At 70.8% G+C, this 19,456-nt stretch carries 13 protein-coding genes; 4 read left to right on the top strand and 9 right to left on the bottom strand.

The genetic code is table 11. The features are described from left to right. The first annotated feature begins 118 nt into the window (after positions 1-118). From ACIBL4_RS03595 to ACIBL4_RS03610, 4 genes are all read left to right on the top strand, one after another. Positions 119-1,801, top strand: coding sequence for a thiamine pyrophosphate-binding protein (locus tag ACIBL4_RS03595; RefSeq protein ID WP_399406089.1), 1,683 nt, complete (start codon positions 119-121; stop codon positions 1,799-1,801). A 10-nt stretch (positions 1,802-1,811) separates the two neighbouring features. Beyond that, on the top strand, positions 1,812-3,053 hold the full coding sequence (gene frc / locus ACIBL4_RS03600) for a formyl-CoA transferase (RefSeq protein ID WP_399406091.1): 1,242 nt from the start codon (positions 1,812-1,814) through the stop codon (positions 3,051-3,053). Positions 3,054-3,057: 4 nt separating this feature from the next. Beyond that, positions 3,058-5,202, top strand: coding sequence for an acetate--CoA ligase family protein (locus ACIBL4_RS03605; protein ID WP_399406093.1), 2,145 nt, complete (start codon positions 3,058-3,060; stop codon positions 5,200-5,202). A gap of 122 nt (positions 5,203-5,324) precedes the next feature. Further along, on the top strand, positions 5,325-6,713 hold the full coding sequence (locus ACIBL4_RS03610) for an OFA family MFS transporter (protein WP_399406095.1): 1,389 nt from the start codon (positions 5,325-5,327) through the stop codon (positions 6,711-6,713). Positions 6,714-6,861: 148 nt separating this feature from the next. Here ACIBL4_RS03610 and ACIBL4_RS03615 read toward each other — a convergent pair whose 3' ends face one another. The 9 genes from ACIBL4_RS03615 to ACIBL4_RS03655 all read right to left on the bottom strand — a co-directional run bounded on the left by ACIBL4_RS03615 (position 6,862) and on the right by ACIBL4_RS03655 (position 19,298). Beyond that, the gene (locus ACIBL4_RS03615) at positions 6,862-7,920 is read right to left on the bottom strand and encodes a sugar phosphate isomerase/epimerase family protein (protein ID WP_399406097.1); all 1,059 of its coding nucleotides are present in this window, start codon (positions 7,918-7,920) and stop codon (positions 6,862-6,864) included. A gap of 81 nt (positions 7,921-8,001) precedes the next feature. Next, complete coding sequence (locus ACIBL4_RS03620; RefSeq protein ID WP_399406099.1) at positions 8,002-9,414, bottom strand: nucleotide pyrophosphatase/phosphodiesterase family protein; 1,413 nt, start codon at positions 9,412-9,414, stop codon at positions 8,002-8,004. Then, entirely contained in the window at positions 9,411-10,580 is a 1,170-nt protein-coding gene (gene eboE / locus ACIBL4_RS03625; protein WP_399406101.1) for a metabolite traffic protein EboE, read from the bottom strand. The genes ACIBL4_RS03620 and eboE overlap by 4 nt, the downstream gene beginning before the upstream one ends. A 3-nt stretch (positions 10,581-10,583) precedes the next feature. Continuing rightward, entirely contained in the window at positions 10,584-11,513 is a 930-nt protein-coding gene (locus tag ACIBL4_RS03630) for a TatD family hydrolase (protein WP_399406103.1), read from the bottom strand. Further along, positions 11,513-12,271, bottom strand: coding sequence for an EboA domain-containing protein (locus tag ACIBL4_RS03635; RefSeq protein WP_399406105.1), 759 nt, complete (start codon positions 12,269-12,271; stop codon positions 11,513-11,515). The genes ACIBL4_RS03630 and ACIBL4_RS03635 overlap by 1 nt, the downstream gene beginning before the upstream one ends. Further along, positions 12,268-13,239 (bottom strand): sugar phosphate isomerase/epimerase family protein, encoded by a 972-nt coding sequence (locus tag ACIBL4_RS03640; protein ID WP_399406107.1) that lies wholly within the window; start codon positions 13,237-13,239, stop codon positions 12,268-12,270. The genes ACIBL4_RS03635 and ACIBL4_RS03640 overlap by 4 nt, the downstream gene beginning before the upstream one ends. Then, positions 13,236-14,141, bottom strand: coding sequence for an SCO3242 family prenyltransferase (locus ACIBL4_RS03645; RefSeq protein WP_399406562.1), 906 nt, complete (start codon positions 14,139-14,141; stop codon positions 13,236-13,238). Before ACIBL4_RS03645 ends, ACIBL4_RS03640 begins: the two co-directional genes overlap by 4 nt. A gap of 131 nt (positions 14,142-14,272) precedes the next feature. Continuing rightward, positions 14,273-15,490, bottom strand: coding sequence for an inositol-3-phosphate synthase (locus ACIBL4_RS03650; protein ID WP_399406109.1), 1,218 nt, complete (start codon positions 15,488-15,490; stop codon positions 14,273-14,275). A gap of 85 nt (positions 15,491-15,575) precedes the next feature. Next, the gene (locus ACIBL4_RS03655; protein ID WP_399406111.1) at positions 15,576-19,298 is read right to left on the bottom strand and encodes a ThuA domain-containing protein; all 3,723 of its coding nucleotides are present in this window, start codon (positions 19,296-19,298) and stop codon (positions 15,576-15,578) included. Positions 19,299-19,456: the final 158 nt, after the last annotated feature.

Below are 19,456 nucleotides of genomic sequence, written 5' to 3' on the forward strand. Positions count from 1 at the left end.
ACGCCCCCTGGACACCACCCCATCGGATGCGGGATAACAAGCTTCATACAGTATTCGTCGACTGTATGCAATGTACCGCGAGACGTTCCAACCCCCTACGAAGGGACAGGACTTCGCCATGCCCGACGACACCCAGGACGTCATTTCCGGTGGTCATCTCGTAGCCAAGGCTCTGAAGGCCGAGGGGGTCGAGCGCATCTACACCCTGTGCGGCGGCCACATCATCGACATCTACGACGGCTGCGTCGACGAGGGCATCGAGGTCGTCGACGTCCGTCACGAGCAGGTCGCCGCCCACGCCGCCGACGGTTACGCGCGCATCACCGGCAAGCCGGGCTGTGCGGTGGTCACCGCGGGACCGGGGACGACCGACGCCGTCACCGGTGTCGCCAACGCCTTCCGCGCGGAGTCCCCGATGCTGCTGATCGGCGGTCAGGGCGCCCTCACCCAGCACAAGATGGGGTCCCTCCAGGACCTGCCGCACGTCGACATGATGAACCCCATCACCAAGTTCGCGGCGACCGTGCCCGACACGGCGCGCGCGGCGGACATGGTCTCCATGGCGTTCCGCGAGTGCTTCCACGGCGCGCCCGGCCCCTCCTTCCTGGAGATCCCGCGCGACGTGCTGGACGCCAAGGTTCCCGCGTCCAAGGTGCGCGTGCCGCAGGCCGGCGCCTACCGCGCCTCGACCCGCTCGGCCGGCGACCCCGAGGCGATCGAGAAGCTCGCCGACCTGCTGGTGCACGCCGAGAAGCCCGCCATCCTGCTCGGCAGCCAGGTGTGGACGACCCGGGGCACGGAGTCGGCCACCGAGCTCGTGCGCACGCTGAACATCCCGGCGTACATGAACGGCGCCGGCCGTGGCACCCTCCCGCCGGGCGACCCGCACCACTTCCAGCTCTCCCGGCGGTACGCCTTCTCGGGCGCCGACGTCATCGTCATCGTCGGTACGCCGTTCGACTTCCGCATGGGCTACGGCAAGCGGCTGTCACCGGACGCGACCGTCGTGCAGATCGACCTGGACTACCGCACGGTCGGCAAGAACCGCGACATCGACCTCGGCATCGTGGGCGACGCGGGGCTGGTACTGAAGTCGGTCACCGAGGCGGCCTCCGGACGCGTCAACGGCGGGGCGTCGAAGCGCAAGGAGTGGCTGGACGAGCTGCGCGCGGCCGAGCAGACCGCTCTGGAGAAGCGGCTGCCGAGCCTGAGGTCGGATGCCTCGCCCATCCACCCGTACCGGCTGGTCAGCGAGATCAACGACTTCCTCACCGAGGACTCGATCTACATCGGCGACGGCGGCGACATCGTCACCTTCTCCGGCCAGGTCGTCCAGCCCAAGTCGCCAGGGCACTGGATGGACCCGGGTCCCCTGGGCACGCTCGGCGTCGGCGTCCCCTTCGTGCTCGCCGCCAAGCAGGCGCGGCCCGACAAGGAAGTGGTGGCCCTCTTCGGCGACGGCGCGTTCTCCCTCACCGGCTGGGACTTCGAGACGCTCGTCCGCTACGACCTCCCCTTCGTCGGCATCGTCGGCAACAACTCCTCCATGAACCAGATCCGCTACGGCCAGGCCGCCAAGTACGGCAAGGACCGCGAGCGGGTCGGCAACACCCTCGGCGACGTGCACTACGACAAGTTCGCCCAGATGCTGGGCGGTTACGGCGAGGAGGTCCGCGACCCCGCCGACATCGGCCCGGCCCTGCGGCGCGCGCGTGAGTCCGGCAAACCGTCCCTGATCAACGTCTGGGTCGACCCGGACGCGTACGCCCCCGGAACCATGAACCAGACCATGTACAAGTGAGGTGCCCCCGATGACTCCTCCGTCCACCAAGGCACTCGAAGGCATCCGCGTCCTGGACATGACCCACGTCCAGTCCGGGCCCTCCGCGACCCAGCTGCTCGCCTGGCTCGGCGCGGACGTCGTCAAACTGGAGGCGCCGACCGGCGACATCACGCGCAAGCAGCTGCGTGACCTGCCGGACGTCGACTCCCTCTACTTCACGATGCTCAACTGCAACAAGCGGAGCATCACCCTCAACACCAAGACCGAGCGCGGCAAGGAGATCCTCACCGAGCTGATCCGGCGCTCGGACGTCATGGTCGAGAACTTCGGCCCGGGCGCGGTCGACCGGATGGGCTTCACCTGGGACCGCATCCAGGAGATCAATCCACGGATCGTCTATGCCTCCATCAAGGGCTTCGGCGAAGGCCCGTACACCAACTTCAAGGCGTACGAGGTCGTCGCACAGGCCATGGGCGGGTCGATGTCGACCACCGGTTTCGAGGACGGGCCGCCGCTGGCGACGGGGGCCCAGATCGGGGACTCGGGGACGGGCGTGCACGCCGTGGCGGGCATCCTCGCCGCGCTCTACCAACGGGAGCGCACCGGGCGCGGGCAGCGGGTCAACGTGGCCATGCAGCACGCTGTACTGAACCTGTGCCGGGTGAAGCTGCGGGACCAGCAGCGCCTGGCACACGGGCCGCTCGCTGAATATCCCAACGAGGACTTCGGCGACGAGGTTCCCAGGTCCGGGAACGCGTCCGGCGGCGGCCAGCCCGGCTGGGCGGTCAAGTGCGCGCCGGGCGGCCCGAACGACTACGTGTACGTCATCGTGCAGCCCGTGGGCTGGCGGCCCATCAGCGAGCTCATCGGCCGGCCGGAGCTGGCCGACGACCCCGAGTGGGCGACGCCCGAGGCGCGGCTGCCCAAGCTGAACAAGATGTTCCAGCTGATCGAGGAGTGGTCCTCGACGCTGCCCAAGTGGGAGGTGCTGGAGCGGCTCAACGCGCACAACATCCCGTGCGGGCCGATCCTGTCCACCAGGGAGATCATCGAGGACCGGTCGCTGGCCGCCAACGAGATGGTCGTCACCGTCCCGCACCCCGAGCGCGGCGAGTTCGTCACCGTCGGCAGCCCGCTCAAGCTGTCCGACTCCCCCGTCGAGGTGACCAGTTCGCCGCTCCTCGGCGAGCACAACGAAGAGGTCTACGTCGGCGAACTCGGCCTCGGCGACGAGGAAGTGCGCCTGCTCAAGTCGAACGGAGTGATCTGACGTGATGGCCGAAGACCGGGTCCTGCGGGTGCGGGGCCTCCTGGACTCCGTACGGGCCGAGGGACGGACCGCGCTGACCGCGCCCGAGGGCAAGGTGATCGCCGACGCGTACGGGATCGCCGTACCCGGCGAGGAGCTGGCGACCGACGTCGACGAGGCCGTGGCGTTCGCGGCGCGCTTCGGCGGTCCCGTCGTGATGAAGATCGTCTCGCCCGACATCCTGCACAAGACCGACGCCGGCGGGGTGATCGTCGGGGTCGAGGGCGCGGCCGACGTACGGGCGGCGTTCCACACCATCATCGACAACGCCCGTGCGTACGCCCCGAAGGCCCGCATCTCGGGTGTGCAGGTGCAGGAGCTGCTGCCCATGGGGCAGGAGGTCATCGTCGGGGCGGTCACGGACCCGACGTTCGGGAAGGTGGTCGCGTTCGGGCTCGGCGGGGTGCTGGTCGAGGTGCTGAAGGACGTCACCTTCCGGCTCGCTCCGGTGGACGCGGACGAGGCGCTGTCGATGCTGGACTCGATCCGGTCGGCGGAGATCCTGCGCGGGGTGCGCGGTCGGGCTGGCGTGGACCGGTGGGCCGTCGCCGAGCAGATCCGCCGGGTGTCGGAACTCGTAGCGGACTTCCCGGAGATCGCGGAGGTCGACCTCAACCCGGTGATCGCCACCGCGGAGGGGGCGGTGGCGGCCGACATCCGGATCATCCTCGCCGAGTCGCAGCCCGCGCCGCGCCGGAAGCACGCGCGGGACGAGATCCTCACGTCGATGCGCCGGCTGATGCAGCCGGGTTCGGTCGCCGTCATCGGTGCCTCCAACGAGCAGGGCAAGATCGGCAATTCCGTGATGCGCAACCTCGTCGACGGAGGTTTCGCGGGCGACATCCACCCGGTGAATCCCAAGGCCGATGACATTCTGGGCCGCAAGGCGTACAAGAGTGTCACGGACGTTCCCGGTGAGGTGGATGTGGCGGTCTTCGCGATCCCCGCCAAGTTCGTGGCCTCGGCCTTGGAGGAGGTGGGACGCAAGGGCATCCCGAACGCCGTACTGATCCCCTCCGGGTTCGCCGAGACCGGTGAACACGAACTCCAGGCGCAGATCGTGGCGATCGCCGAGCGGCACGGTGTCCGGCTGCTGGGGCCGAACATCTACGGCTACTACTCGACCTGGCACGACCTGTGCGCCACGTTCTGCACACCGTACGACGTCAAGGGCGGGGTGGCGCTGACCTCGCAGTCCGGCGGCATCGGGATGGCCATTCTCGGCTTCGCCCGCACCACCAAGACGGGCGTGTCGGCGATCGTCGGGCTCGGCAACAAGTCGGACCTGGACGAGGACGACCTGCTGACCTGGTTCGGGGAGGACCCGCACACCGAGTGCATCGCGATGCACCTGGAGGACCTCAAGGACGGGCGCGCCTTCGTGGAGGCCGCTCGGGCCACCGTGCCGAAGAAGCCCGTGGTCGTGCTGAAGGCGGGGCGCACGGCGGCGGGCGCGAAAGCGGCCGGTTCGCACACCGGCGCGCTGGCGGGCGACGACGCCGTGTACGACGACATCCTGCGGCAGGCCGGGGTGATCCGGGCGCCGGGGCTGAACGACATGCTGGAGTACGCGCGCGCGTTGCCGGTGCTGCCCACTCCCAAGGGCGACAACGTCGTGATCATCACGGGTGCCGGCGGCAGCGGTGTGCTGCTCTCGGACGCGGTCACGGACAATGGCCTGTCGCTGATGGAGATCCCGCCGGACCTGGACGAGGCGTTCCGCGAGTTCATCCCGCCCTTCGGGGCCGCGGGCAACCCGGTGGACATCACCGGGGGCGAGCCGCCGTCGACGTACGAGGCGACGATCCGGCTGGGTCTTGAGGATCCCCGCATCCACGCGCTCGTCCTCGGCTACTGGCACACCATCGTCACTCCTCCCATGGTCTTCGCGGAGCTCACCGCGCGCGTGGTGGCCGAGTTCCGGGAGCGGGGGATCGAGAAACCGGTCGTGGCGTCGCTCGCCGGGGACGTGGAGGTCGAGGAGGCCTGCCAGTACCTCTTCGAGCGCGGGGTCGTCGCGTACCCGTACACGACCGAGAAGCCGGTGGCCGTGCTCGGCGCGAAGTACCGCTGGGCGCGGGAGGCGGGGCGGCTGGGGGGCGGTACATGAGGTGAGGCAGCGGGGGGCCGGCCGACGGTGCGCGTCGGCCGGCCCCGGGACCCGCGCGCGCACGAAAGGCATGGGACAGGGGGCGCCGGCCAGATCTTTCGACGCAAGGGGTGCGACACGACATGACAACGACCGATCTGCCCACCACGGTTCCCTACCGGGAGGTCAGCGACGCGAACGGCCGCGTCTACCGCCTCGGTGAGACCGACATCGACATCATGGGGCGCAAGCGCAAGTGGATGGTGATCCTGCCCTGGATCGGCATGATGGGCATCTCCTCCGCCGAGTACGCGTTCGCGTCCGCGGAGGAGACCCTGCACACGGCACATGCGTGGGACAGCATGCACATCTTCTGGATGATGACCGTGTGGGTCTTCTTCCAGGCCGCGGTGGCCTTCCCCGCGGGCAAGCTGCGTGAGAGCGGCAAACTCCCGGCCCGCTGGGCGATGATGTGCGGCGCGGCGGGCACGCTGCTGGGCTACCTGTCACTGGCCTTCGCACCGCACGTCGTCTTCGCCTACATCGGCTTCAGCATGTTCAGCGGCATGGGCGCGGGCATGGTGTACGCCACCTGCGTCAACATGGTCGGCAAGTGGTATCCGGAGCGCAAGGGCGGCAAGACCGGCTTCGTCAACGGCGGTTTCGCCTACGGCTCGGTGCCCTTCGTCTTCCTCTTCAACGGCTACATGGACCTCACCAACTTCCGCTGGGTGCTGGTCTCGGTCGGCGTGTTCCTGGCCGGGATCGTGGCGTGCTCCGGCTACTTCTTCAAGGACCCGCCGAAGAACTGGTGGCCCGCCGAGATCGACCCGCTCAACCCGCCGAAGGACCCGCGTGCGGCCCGCTCGCTGCGCATGAACCCGCCGGCGGTGCGCCAGTACTCCCCCAAGGAGGCATGGAAGACAGGCCGGGTGGCCCTGATGTGGTTCTGCCTGGCCTGTACGTCCGGCGTGAACATCTTCGGCATCGCCTTCCAGGTGGAGATCGGCGAGGAGGCCGGCTTCGCCGGCGGGATCGTCGCCACGGCCATGTCACTGAAGGCGATCGTCAACGGCACCGGCCGCGGCGTCATCGGCTGGCTCTCCGACCTCTACGGCCGCAAGCGGTGCCTGCTCGTGGTGTGCGTCATCCTGGGCCTGTCGCAGTACGGCATCCTCTGGTCGGCGAACGCCGAGAACCTGCCGCTGTTCCTGGTCTTCTCCTCGATCTCCGGCTTCGGCGGCGGAGCCATCTTCCCGATGTTCGCCGCACTGACCGCCGACTACTTCGGTGAGAACAACAACGCGTCCAACTACGGCATGGTCTACAGCGCCAAGCTCGTCTCCGGCCTGGGAGCGGGCATGGGTGCCGTGGTCGTCGGCGCCTGGGGACACTCCGGTGCGTTCATCCTGGCCGGCTCCATCTCCCTCTTCGCCGGCTGCGTTGCAGTGTTCCTGACCCCGCCGGGACGCGACAAGGAAAGGCGCCGCATCGCTCCCAACCCGCAACCGCTCGGCGAGGACACGACCTGACATGCACCCGGAGCCGTCCCGGGCAAGCAGCCCGCACGCACCGTCCGGCGCCGCACACCGTCCCCTCCATGACAACGACGGTTGACCGTCCCACATGTGAGGAGGCCCCTCCCCGGCCGGGGAGGGGCCTCCTCACACTCCTACGGCGTCAGCACTTCTCCCGCAGCGAGTGCAGGTGCGCGCTGGAGCGCCGCGCGAACGTGAAGGACTCGGCCGGGTTGTCGTGCTCGGCCTGCCAGTGGTGGGCCATGCGGTGGCCGCGCAGCCGGGTCACGGCGGAGATGAACCGCTGGTAGTCGATGTCGCCGTCACCGACATCGGTCATGCGGTAGCCGTACGGGTTCGACGGGTCGCTCTCCCCGTCCTTCACGTGGAACAGCGGGTAGCGGTCGGGCTGCCTGAGGACGTACTTCAGCGGTTCGAACGGGGCGGGCGTGCCGTCGGGCCGCTTGGAGAAGCGGAACTGGCCGACGTACGCCCAGTAGATGTCCATCTCCAGGTAGACGAGGTCCGGGTCGGTCTCCTTGAGCAGGACGTCGTAGAGGCGGACCTTCGGGTTGTCCGTGGCGAAGCTGAACTCCTCGGAGTGGTTGTGCTGGTAGAACTTCATGCCCCGGGCCTTCGCCGCCGCGCCGTAGGTGTTGAAGTCCTCGGCGGCGCGCTTCCAGGCGTCGACGGTCGAGCCGTAGCGGAACGGGCCGGCGGCCGTGCCGATGTGCTTGAGGCCCAGGGCCTGGGCGTCGTCGAGGACCTTGGTGAGGTTCTGGGCGAAGGTGTAGGCGTTCGGGTCGTCGGAGTAGTAACCGACGTGGCTGCCGATCGGGTTCAGGCCGTGGTTCCTGGCCAGTCGCTTGAGCTGGGCGAGTGTGATGGGGCCGGCCGAGCCCTGGGTGTAGCCGGCGAACTCGACCTCGTCGTAGCCGTACTTCTCCAATTCGGCGAAGACGGGGCCGAAGCCGAGGGTGGAGACCTTGTCGCGGAGGCTGTAGAGCTGGATGCCGAGGCGGCCGGGCGGCAGGACGGGGCGGCCGCGGCCCTTGGCCCCGGAGGCCGTGCCGGTGGCGCCGGAGGCGTTGCCGGTGGCGGCTGTCGCGGGGGCGGCGGCACCGAGCAGGGCGGCCGCGGTGGCGCCTGCGGCCACGCCGAGCATGCCTCGTCTGCTGAGGCGGTGGGTGAGCTCGGGGTCGGGCTGGGAGAAGCGGCTCATGCGTGGAACTCCTCGTGATCGCGGGGCGTTGTCAGTGGTGAGTGCTTCACTTGTGACCAGTCGGGACTGAGGGCTACGGCCTCAGTGGAGACCGGCGAGTCGGAGCAGCAGTGACTTCACATCGGTGGCCGCGACGCGGTCGCCGACAGCGCGGGGGGTGGAGCAGATGAGGAGCGGACCGTCGTCGTCGCTCGCCGGAAGGCGGCCGTGGCTGCCGCGAATAGGTGAAGGGTCCAGGGGCACGACCGCCATGCGGTAGCGCATGCCGAGTTTCTTGCGCGCCAGAGCGGTGGCCGCCTTGACCTTGACGTAGGGGTCGAGGGGATCCATGAAGAGCTCGACCGGGTCGTAGCCGGGTTTGCGGTGGATCTCGACGAGCTGCGCGAAGTCGGGCGCGCGTGCGTCGTCGAGCCAGTAGTAGTACGTGAACCAGGCGTCGGCTTCCGCCACGGCGACGAGTTCGCCGGCGCGCGGATGGTCGAGGTGGTGGGCCTTCTTGCCCTGGTCGTCGAGGAGTTGCTCGATGCCGGGCAGGCCGTCGAGGGCAGCGCGGGTGGCGTCGAGGTCCTCGGGGCGGCGCACATAGACGTGGGCGATCTGGTGGTCGGCGACCGCGAAGGCACGGGACGCCATCGGGTCGAGGTACTCCATGCCGTCCTGCGTGTGCACCTCCAGCAGGCCGGCGCGGCGCAGGGCGCGGTTGATGTCGACGGGTCGGTTCACCCGGGTGATGCCGTACTCGGACAGCGCGACGACGGTGCGGCCCTCGGCGCGGGCGTCGTCCAGGAGCGGGGCCATGGCGGCGTCCAGGTCGGCGGCCGCCTTCAGGGAGCGCGGGTCGTCGGGGCCGAAGCGCTGCAGGTCGTAGTCGAGGTGAGGGAGGTAGCAGAGCGTCAGGTCGGGGTGCCGGGTGCGGATGATGTGGCGGGTCGCGTCGATGATCCACCGGCTGGAGACGAGGTCCGCTCCGGGCCCCCAGAAGTGGAAGAGGGGGAACGTGCCGAGTTCGTCGGTGAGTTCGTCGTGCAGAGCTGCCGGCCTGGTGTAGCAGTCGGGTTCCTTGCGGCCGTCGGCGTAGTAGATGGGACGCGGGGTGACGGTGATGTCGGTGTCGGCGCCCATGGCGTACCACCAGCAGATGTTGGCGACGGTGTAGCCGGGGTGGGCGCGGCGGGCGGCGTCCCAGAGTTTGTCACCGGACACGAGGCCGTTGTGCTGGCGCCACAGGAGGACGTCGCCGAGTTCACGGAAGTACCAGCCGTTGCCGACGATGCCGTGCTCAGAAGGCATGGTGCCGGTGAGGAACGTGGACTGGGCGGCGCAGGTGACGGCGGGCAGGACGGTTCCCAGCGCGGCGCGCGAGCCTGACCGGCCCAGCGACTTGAGGTGGGGCATGTGGTCGAGGAGACGGGGGGTGAGGCCGACGACGTCGAGAACGAGGAGCGGTGTGGGGCGGTCCGCGGTGGCCGGGCCCGGGTGCTCATGGGTGCTCATGGCAGCTCCTTCAGGCCGAGGTCCGTCAACAGGTCGCGGGCGAGGAACAGTTCCGCGGCGATGCCCTCGGCGAGCTGGCTGCGGCTGCGGGGGCGCAGCTCGGGCGGGAGGGCCTGCCAGGTGTAGGTCTCGACCTCCAGGTGGCGGGTGAGCGGGACAGGGCCGCCGACGAGCCGGGTGAGCGCGGCCTTCAGGACCGGGAGTGTGGAGGTGAGGGGCGCGGCGGGGGCCGCGTGCAGGGGGACATGGAAGTGGGCGCGCCAGGGTGCGCCGTCGGGCAGGGCGTGGCCGGCGACGGCCTCGTCGAGGTCGTCGGTGGCGCGCAGGCCGGCGGCGGTGGCCGTGCGGGTCTGGTGCAGGAAGCGGGGTTCGGCGAAGACGGCGAGGGCCTCGCGGACCTCGGGCAGATGGGGGTGTTCGGCGTGCAGGGCGGCGGAGAGCTGGGATTTGACGACGGGGACGCGGGCCTCGGTGAGGGCGTCCAGGGCGGTGTGCGGGTCTTCGAAGGAGGTGGCGAGGTGGCAGGTGTCGACACAGATGCCGATGCGGTCGTGAGCGATCGCGGTGAGCGGGGCGATGGCGTCATGGGTGGTCTCGACGACGCAGCCGGGTTCCGGTTCCAGACCGACGCGGAGGGAGCGGCCGGTCAGCTCCTCGATGGCGTCGAGGCGTTCGGCGAGGGTGCGCAGGGCGGTGCGGGCGGTCTGTGCGCGTTCGTCGTCGTACGCGGTGCGCCACGCCAGGGGCAGGGTGGAGATGGTGCCGTCGCGGACGTCGTCGGGGAGGAGCCCGGCGAGGACGCGGGCCAGGGCGGTGGTGTGGTCGAGGCGTTCGGGGTCGGCCCAGTCCGGCTTGTAGACGCGGTACTTGACCTCTTCGGCGCCGAAGCCCTCATAGGGGAAGCCGTTGAGGGTGACGACCTCGAGGCCGCGCCGGTCGAGCTCGGTGCGCAGGCCGCGCAGTGCGGACGGGTCGGTGTCGAGGGCGTGGGCGGCGTCCCTGGCGAGCCACAGCCCGATGCCGAGCCGGTCGCGGCCCAGGCGGCGGCGGACGGGTTCGCAGTGGTCGCGGAGCTGCGCGAGGACGCCGCCGAGGGTTTCGGCTGGGTGGACGTTGGTGCAGTAGGCGAGGTGGACGGTGGAGCCGTCGGGGTGGCGGAAGCGCATGGTTCACGCCCCCGCGGCGGGGACGCGGGCCGGCTCGCCGCCGTCTTCCGGGCCGGGGTCCGGCTCCCCCGGCTCCCCCGGCTCCTTGGGTACGCCGCGGAGGATGGAGTTGCCCTCGTGGGTGGCCTCCGTGCCGGTGACGTCGAGGTTCAGGCGGCCGCTGATCCCGTAGAAGGTGACGGGGTTGCGCCACAGCACCTGGTCGACGTCGTCCTCGCCGAAGCCCTCGGCCAGCATCAGGTCGCCGACCTTGCGGGTCTTCAGAGGGTCGCTCTTTCCCCAGTCGGCGGCGGAGTTGACCAGGACCTGCTCGGTGCCGTAGGCGCGCAGGATCGCGATCATCCGCTCCTCGTCCATCTTGGTGTCGGGATATACGGAGAAGCCCAGCCAGCAGCCGCTGTCCTTGGCCTCCTTGACGGTGGTCTCGTTGAGGTGGTCGACCAGGACGCGTCCCGGGGGCAGCGCGGACTCCCGGACGACGTCGAGGGTGCGGCGCAGGCCGGCGAGCTTGTCGCGGTGCGGGGTGTGCACGAGGGCGGGCAGCCCGTGGTCGGCGGCGAGCTGGAGCTGGGCGGCGAGGGCGGTGTCCTCGGCGGGGGTCATGGAGTCGTAGCCGATCTCGCCGACGGCCACGACGTTGTCCTTGACGAGATACCGGGGCAGTGCGTCGAGGACGGGTACACAGCGCGGGTCGTTCGCCTCCTTGGGGTTGAGCGCCAGGGTGCAGTGGTGGGCGATGCCGTACTGGGCGGCGCGGAACGGCTCCCAGCCGAGGAGGGAGTCGAAGTAGTCGAGGAAGGAGGCGGGCGAGGTGCGGGGCTGGCCGAGCCAGAAGGAGGGCTCGACGACGGCGCGGACACCGGCGGCGTACATGGCCTCGTAGTCGTCCGTGGTCCGGGACGTCATGTGGATGTGGGGGTCGAAGATGCGCATCAGGACTCCTTACCGTGGGGGTGGTCCGTGCCGGGGGCCCGGGTCACGGACTCGGTCAGGTCCAGGACGCGGTACAGGTCCTCGGGGACGGTGCGGCCGGCGGCGGTGCGTTCGGCGGCGTAGTCGCCCAACATGCGGGCGAGTTCGCCGTCGCCGCGGGCCCGCCGGGGCAGGTCCGCCACGTGGTCGACGGGGACACCGGTGAACAGGCACTTCAGCACGGCGTGGCGCCAGTCGTGCGGGGCCAGGTGCCGGGCGGCGTAGGGGCCGACGGCGGCGCTGAGGAGCCGCGTGTCGTTGGTGCGCAGGGCGTCCTCGACGAGCGGGAGGGCGCCGGGGCCGGACACGAGGTGGGGCAGGGCGTGCAGAACGGCGCGGCGCTCGTCGGCGGTGCCCTGGAAGTACACCCGGGTCAGGGCGTCGGTGCCGGCACGGGCCGCTTCGAGGATGAGGACGCGTGCGGCATCGGCGTACGCGGCACCGCAGCGCCGGCCCGCCTCGGCGAGACGCAGTTCCCACGCGGAGATGGGCCCGTGCATGCCGGGGTGGGCGGCGGCTTCGTCGAGGGCGTGCTCGAGCCAGGCGCGGGCGGCGGGATCGAGATGGGCGATGAGGTGGCGGCGGAGCTCGTCCAGGGAGGAGGTGAGGGCGGTGTCGAGGGTGGCTCGGGGGGTGCGGGTGCTGTGGGCCTGGGTGTCGTCCTGGGTGTCCTGCGGGCCGTCGGTTCTCGCCGGTGGTGTGGTGCGGGGGTGGGTCATGGGGTGCTGCTCCCTTCAGGGGCGGTGGAGGGAGCGCCGTGGCGTGGCGCGGCCTGCTGGAGGGCCGGAGCAGGGTGCGGTGAGGCGGTGGCCGCGGCCTGCTCGGCGTGGCGGAGGAACGGGAGGGAGTGCCCGGCGTAATGCGGGCCGGCGTGGGAGTGGCGGGGCAGTTCGACGACGGTCAGGCCCGGGTAGCCGGTGGCGGCGAGGGCCGCCAGGACCGGCGGGAAGTCGATCTCCCCGTCCCCGAAGGGGAGGTGCTCGTGGACGCCGCGCCGCATGTCCTCGATCTGGACGTGCCGCAGCCAGGGGGCGGCCGCGCGCACGCAGTCGGCGGGAGAGAGGGGTTCCAGGCACTGGCAGTGGCCGATGTCGAGGGTGAGGCCGAGAGGTTCGGGATCACCGAGGATGCGGCGGAGGTGGTGGAAGTCGGCCAGGGTGGCGAGGAGGTGACCCGGTTCGGGTTCGACGGCGAGCGGAACGCCGGCGGTCGCGGCGGCGTCCAGGACGGGCGTGAGGGTCTCGGCGAGGCGCTTCCACGCGGTGTCCGTGTCGGTGCCCTCCGGGAGGATCCCGCTGAAGCAGTGGACCGCGTGGGCGCCGAGGTCGGCCGCGACCCGCACGGCCCGCAGGAGGAGGTCGGCACGGCGGGCCCGGTCGCCGGGGTCCGGGTCCAGCAGGGAGGGGCCGTGTTTGCGACGAGGGTCGAGCACATAGCGGGCGCCCGTCTCCACGGTGACCTCCAGCCCGAGCGCGTCCAGCCGGTGGGCGACCCGGCGGGTGCGGGCGGCGAGGTCGGGGGCGAGCGGGTCGAGATGCATGTGGTCGAGGGTCAGCCCGACGCCGTCGTATCCGAGGTCGGCGAGGAGACGGAGCGCGTCGTCCAGCCGGAGGTCGGCGAGGCCGTTGGTGCCGTAGCCGAAGCGGAGGGGCCTGCGGGCGTCGAGGGGAGAGGTTCCTGCATTCACGTCACACTCACCTTCTTCGCGAACCGCGCTCCCAGCGGGGCCAGGGCCGCGATGAGAAGGGCCGTGGCCGTGCCCTTGGAGCGGGCGGTCAGGGTGGCCTGGAGGGGGATCGTGGCGCGGATGCCGGCACCGACGGCTCGTTGGGTGAGCGGAGGTGAGGGGTTGAGCGTGGCGTGGAAGTAGGGGCGGGCGGTGGCCGCGACGTAAGCGGCCGCGAGGGCGGTGGTGAGGTGTGCCGTGGGTTTCCGGCCGAGCGCAGCTTTGGGAGGCGGAGTCACTCGCAGCCCGAGCAGGCCATGAGCGGCTGCCCCTCGGTGGTCCGACGGGCGGTGCGTTACCACACGGGTCAGCAGGGCCGTCGTCGCAAGCGCCGCCAGGGGGGCCAGGGGTGAGCCGCCCCGCGCCTCCTGGCGGGAGACCGTCGTGACGGCCAGGGTGTGGGTGCCGAGGAGGGCGGCGGAGGGCAGTGCCTGGCGGGTGCGGCCGGTGGTGGCCGCGGCTCCCAGGAGCAGGTCCAGTCCGCGGGCCGCGCCCATGGCCACGGGTCCGGCGGACGTGTGCTTCAAGGTGAGGTCGTACGCCCAGACGGTCGCCGCCAGGGGCGCGGCGACGGCCAGGGCCGGGCGGCCGGCGCGGGCGGCCAGGGCCAGTCCGGCTCCGGTGAGGGCGCAGGCCGCCGTGAGCGCGGCGGCGGGGCGGACGCGGCCGGAGGGCAGGGGGCGGTGGGGGCGTTCGACGGCGTCCACCTCGCGGTCCGCCCAGTCGTTGAGGGCCATGCCGGCCTCGTACAGGCAGAGGGAGGAGCCGATGGCGAGCAGGGTGCGGGCGTTGGGCGGTGCGCCGGCGGCGGCCGTGCCGGCGAGTGCGTCGCCGGGCACGCTGAACAGGGCGGGCAGGCGCAGGAGTTCGGCCCAGGCGCGTCGTCGGTGTGCACGGTCGGCAGCTCGGCAGGACGCCGTGCGACAGGGGTTCTCTTCCGTGGCGCCGTCCCCCGCACCGTCCCGGTTTGCGGGAGGCTGCTCGCGACGTCCCGTCACGGCCGGTCCCCCGTCCCGCGCGCCTCCCGCGCCGGATGGGCGGCCCCGTCTGCGGCGTCCTCCCGTTCGGCTGCTCCCTCCCCCGCCTCTCCCTCCCGGAGCCTCCCCGCGAACCGGATCAGCGCCTCGTACTGCTCGGCGAGGCCCGAGGGCGCCTCCTTCCCCACCGGGTCCTTGAAGTAGAAGGCGAGGGCGTCGATCGGGCCGGTCAGGCCCGACTCGTGGGCCCGGGCGGTCAGGCGGGCGAGGTCGAGGACGAGGGGTGCGGCCAGGGCCGAGTCACAGCCCTGCCAGGTGGTCTGGAGGATCATGCGCGTGCCGAGGAAGCCGTCGAAGGCGATGTGGTCCCAGGCGGTCTTCCAGTCGCCGAGGGCGGGGACGTCGTCGATGTGGGTCTCGCCCTGGGGAGTGGTGCCGAGGGTGTCGGTGAGGACGCGTTCCTTGCCGGCGTTCTTGGCGGCCGCGGCGGCAGGGTCGGCCAGGGCGGCGCCGTCGCCGCCGCCGAGCAGGTTGGTGCCGGACCAGGCGCGGACGGTCAGGGCCCGCTGGGCGAACATGGGGCCGAGCACCGAGCGCAGGAGGGTCTGGCCGGTCTTGCCGTCGCGGCCGGCGTACGGCAGGCCGCTGCGTTCGGCCTCGCGGGCGGCGACGGGGTGGTGCATGCCCTCGGAGGGGGTGAAGTTGACGTAGGGGCAGCCCGCGCGCAGGGCCGCCAGCGCGTACAGGGTGCTGGCCGGCAGCGGCGCGTCGGGCCCCTGGGAGGCGGGTTCGGTGGAGGCGACGTTCACCACCACGGCCCGCTCCAGGTCATGGCGGTCGACGAAGTCGCGGATGTCGTCGGCGAAGGCCGTGATCAGGTCGGCCTCGCTCCTGGTGTCCCCGGGAGTGGGGCCACCGGGCCTGATCTCCCGGTCGGCGGTGGCGAGTTCGGCGGCGACCGCGGTGGCGATGCCCGGCGGGAGGACGCCGCCGGCGGTCAGGGTCTCGGCGCGTTTGGGCAGGGGGCAGTCGACGGTGTCGTGGCCCCCGAAGACGAGGCCGGACAGCGCGGGCAGACGGCTGTCGGTGAACGCCGGTGTCTCGGTCACCATGCCGGTGGGCGGGTGCAGTCCCGCGGCGACGGCGGCGCACCCCGTGACGACGGTGGTGGCGACGGAGCCGCGGGCTCCGATCAGCCACACCCCCACACGCGGTCGGGAGAGGGACGCGGACATGTGCAGCCTCCTGATCGTGCGTGAACCCGGGGTAGGGACGGGAGACGGCGGGCGGGGGTCCGGCGTCCCCCGCCCGCCGCCGCTCTCAGCCACCCGTGACGGGCAGTTCCTTCAACCGGATGTTGCGGAAGGAGACCTGGTCGTCGGCGCCATGGTTCTGGAGGCCGATGTAGCCGTCGGTCAGGCTCCGCTGGGGGTCCTTGTTGGTGAAGTCGTTGATCTTGACTCCGTTGAGGAACACCTGGAGGCGTTCACCCTGGACCTTGATCTCGTAGGAGTTCCACTGGCCGGGCGGCCGCAGAACCTGGTCACGGGCCTTGATGTTCGCCGACTTGAACGAGTAGACGGAGCCCGTGGTGCGGTCGGCCGCGTCCGTGGCGTCGATCTGGATCTCGTAGCCCTTGTTCACCGCGGACCAGGGGTCGTCGGAGGCCGGGAAGCCCACGAAGATCCCGGAGTTGTCGTCGCCCCGCATCTTCCAGTCGAGCTTGAGGGAGTACGACTTCAGCTCCTTGGCCTGGTACCAGAGCAGGCCCATGCCGCCCTCGGTCTCCAGGGTGCCGTCCTTGACGTTGAACGTGCCGGGGCCGGCCTGCTTCCAGCCGTCCAGGGTCTGGCCGTTGAAGATCTTCCGGTAGTCCTTGCTGGGCTTGCAGTCCGCCTTCACCTGGCCGGTGGCGTACTTCAGGCCGCCGAGCAGATGGGCGCGGAAGGCCTCGTCGGCGTAGGACTCCTTGGTGTGGCCGCCGCCGGTGTAGAAGGACCGGCCGCCGCCGTAGCTCTGGCACCAGGCGATCGGGTGGTCGCCCTTCATGGTGCCGCCCTGGTAGGTGGTCTCGTCCAGGGTGGCGAGGACCTTGGCCTGCGCCCGCGGGTTGGTGCGGTAGTTGTACCACTCGTCGGTGCGCTCCCAGGCGTCGTCCAGGTGCGCGGTCGACGGGTGGTCGTGGTCCTCGACGCGGACGGTGGCCTTCTGGATGGCCGGGTGCGAGTCGAAGTAGGCGCCGACGAGGCCGCCGTAGAACTCCCAGTCGTACTCGGTGTCGGCGGCGGCGTGGATGCCCATGTAGCCACCGCCGTTCTTCACGTAGTTCTCGAACGCCTGCTGCTGCTCGGCGTCGAGCACGTCACCGGTGGTGGACAGGAAGGCCACCGCGTCGTACTTGGCGAGGTTGGCCGTGGTGAACTGCTTCGCCTCCTCGGTGGCGTCGACCGTGATGCCGGCCGGGCCGCCGAGCTCCTTCAGCGCGGTGATGCCGGCCGGGATGGAGTCGTGGCGGAAGCCGGCGGTCTTGGAGAAGACCAGGACCTTCTTGCCGCCCTTGAACGGCTCCTTGGAGAACTCGAAGTCGTCCACGTCGTACAGCGCGCCCTCGCCGCCCTTGAAGACCAGGTAGATGTCGGTGGTCTTCTTGGGGAGCGACCGCAGCGGCACGTCGACGTTCTGGAAGGTGTCCCAGCCGCCGGTCGGCGGGATGTACGCCGAGCCGTGCAGCGGACCGTCGGGCGAGCCGGTGCGCAGCTCGATGAAGCCGCCCGCGCCGCCGGAGGAGGCCCGCACGGTCATCTTCTTCTGCCCGTCGAACCGGTACGGGCTGAAGGAGATCCAGTCGCCGTCGTCGATGTCGCCGACGGTCTTGCCGCCGTTGGCGCCGGTCTTCTCGATGACCGACACGCCCGACTGGGTGGTGAAGTGTTCTCCCTGGCGGTGCAGCGGCTGGAGCACGGTGCGGGCGGTGCCGGTCAGGGCCTCCTGACCGTTCGCCCCGCCGTCGGTGTAGCCGGCGCCGACGACGCCGTAGATGTCGGCGTTGGGGTCGTGGCCGCCGTCACCGGGGGGCGGCTTCAGGGTGCCCTCGCAGCCCATCTCGCTGGTCAGCTCGTGGGCGTGGGAGTCGTGGCCGAGGCTGTAGACGACCTTGACCTTGGAGCAGTCGACGGTCTCCTCGGGATCGGTGACGCTCACCTTGAACGGGACGGGCTTGCCGAATTCGGCCAGGGTGCCGTTGCCGGGGACGTCGATCCGCACCTTGGGCTCGGTGTTGCCGACCACGATCCGGACACTGGCGTTGCCGGTGTTGCCCTCGGGGTCCTTCGCGGTGAAGGTGGCGCTGTAGGTGCCGATCTTCTTGTACTTGTGAGTGGTGTTGAGGCCCTCGCCCTTGGTGCCGTCGCCGAAGTCCCAGCTGTAGGTGAGGTTCTGGGAGTCGGCATCCTTGGCGGAGCCGGTGAACCTCACCTTCAGGCCGGCCGCGCCGGACGTCTTGTCGGCGCTCACCTCGGCGATCGGTGAGAAGCCGTCCTCGGCGTTCTCGATCCGGTAGAGAGCGGAGTTCTCGTCGCCCTGGAACCAGGAGACGCCGTAGTCCAGGACGTAGAGCGCGCCGTCGGGGCCGAACTCCATGTCCATGATCTGGGTGCCGGTCCACGGGAAGTCGTTGATCTTCGCGACGGACCCGTCGGCGTTCTGCTCGATCCGCTTGATCCAGCGGCGGCCGAACTCACCCGCGAAGAAGTCGCCGTCGTACGCCTCGGGGAACTTCACGCTGGAGTCGAGCTCGGGGTCGTAGCGGTAGACCGGGCCGGCCATCGGGGACTCGGAGCCGGTGCCGAACTCGGGCAGGGAGCCGTCGTCGTAGGGGATCCAGGCGGCCTGCGCGGGCGGCAGGTCGACCAGGCCCGTGTTGTACGGGGAGGTGTTCTTCGGGGCGTCGCAGTCGAACTTCTCGCCGGACTCCTTGGTGGCGAAGTCGTAGTCGACGTAGGCGTCGTTGTCGCCGGTGCAGAAGGGCCAGCCGAAGTTGGCCGCCTTGGTCACCTTGGCGAACTCGACCTGTCCCGCCGGGCCCCGCTTGGGGTCGGCGGCGCCCGCGTCGGGGCCGTAGTCGCCGACGTACACGATGCCGGTCTTGTCGTCGACGCTCATCCGGAACGGGTTGCGGAAGCCCATCGCGTAGATCTCGGGACGGGTCTTCTCCGTGCCGGGGGCGAAGAGGTTGCCCTCCGGGATGGTGTACGAGCCGTCCTCGGCGACCTTGATGCGCAGGATCTTGCCGCGCAGGTCGTTGGTGTTGGCGGCGCTGCGGCGGGCGTCGAAGGCGGGGTTGCGGCCCTCGCGGTCGTCGATCGGCGTGTAGCCGTCGGAGGCGAAGGGGTTGGTGTCGTCGCCGGTCGACAGGTAGAGGTTGCCGTCCGCGTCGAAGTCGATGTCGCCGCCGACGTGGCAGCAGGTGCCGCGGGAGGCCGCGACGTCGAGGACCTTCTTCTCGCTGGCCATGTCCAGCGTGCCGTTGGCCTTGAGGACGAAGCGGGAGAGGCGGTTGACGCCGTCGAACTTCTTGAAGTCCGCGGCGGTGCCGGTCTCCGGGGCGTCGCCCGCGGGGGTGTCGAGCGGCGGGGCGTAGTAGAGGTAGATCGCCCGGTTGTTCTTGAAGTCCGGGTCGATGCCGACGCCCTGGAGGCCTTCCTCGTCGTGGCTGTAGACGGGGATCTTGCCGGCGACCTTGGTGACACCGCCCTGGTCGGTGAGGCGCAGCGTGCCGTCGCGCGAGGTGTGCAGGACGCTGCGGTCCGGGAGCACGGCGAGCGACATCGGCTCGCCCGTCTCGGGTTCGCCCTTGGCGAGCGGCACCTGCTGGAACTGGCCCTCGGCGGCCGCCGGTTCGTCCTGCTCCGCTTGGCCGGGTTGGGCTCCGGCGACGGTGGCCGGGGTGCCCACGGCGAGGAGCAGGCCGGTGAACAGGGCGACGGTGGTGCGCAGCCTGGGCCGCCTGGGGGTGCGGGTGCTTCTGGGTCTGGTTCTGTGCACGAAGTCCCTCCGGGAACGGGGTGGGCCGTACGGAACGGGTGCGAAGACGTGCGGTGCGGGCGCCGGGGTGCGCCGTCACCCCGGAGGTGCGTGTGTCCTGAACGCTTCAAGGAAGGTAACCGCGTCCGTCCGGGGCGAACACCCCTTGGATCGGGTTC

Source organism: Streptomyces sp. NPDC050416 (assembly GCF_044458845.1).
Lineage (GTDB): Bacteria > Actinomycetota > Actinomycetes > Streptomycetales > Streptomycetaceae > Streptomyces.

Coding starts and splice junctions, on each gene's coding strand:
- ACIBL4_RS03595 (WP_399406089.1), top strand. CDS start 119: ATGCCCGACGACACCCAGGACGTCATTTCCGGTGGTCATCTCGTAGCC.
- frc (WP_399406091.1), top strand. CDS start 1,812: ATGACTCCTCCGTCCACCAAGGCACTCGAAGGCATCCGCGTCCTGGAC.
- ACIBL4_RS03605 (WP_399406093.1), top strand. CDS start 3,058: ATGGCCGAAGACCGGGTCCTGCGGGTGCGGGGCCTCCTGGACTCCGTA.
- ACIBL4_RS03610 (WP_399406095.1), top strand. CDS start 5,325: ATGACAACGACCGATCTGCCCACCACGGTTCCCTACCGGGAGGTCAGC.
- ACIBL4_RS03615 (WP_399406097.1), bottom strand. CDS start 7,920: ATGAGCCGCTTCTCCCAGCCCGACCCCGAGCTCACCCACCGCCTCAGC.
- ACIBL4_RS03620 (WP_399406099.1), bottom strand. CDS start 9,414: ATGAGCACCCATGAGCACCCGGGCCCGGCCACCGCGGACCGCCCCACA.
- eboE (WP_399406101.1), bottom strand. CDS start 10,580: ATGCGCTTCCGCCACCCCGACGGCTCCACCGTCCACCTCGCCTACTGC.
- ACIBL4_RS03630 (WP_399406103.1), bottom strand. CDS start 11,513: ATGCGCATCTTCGACCCCCACATCCACATGACGTCCCGGACCACGGAC.
- ACIBL4_RS03635 (WP_399406105.1), bottom strand. CDS start 12,271: ATGACCCACCCCCGCACCACACCACCGGCGAGAACCGACGGCCCGCAG.
- ACIBL4_RS03650 (WP_399406109.1), bottom strand. CDS start 15,490: ATGTCCGCGTCCCTCTCCCGACCGCGTGTGGGGGTGTGGCTGATCGGA.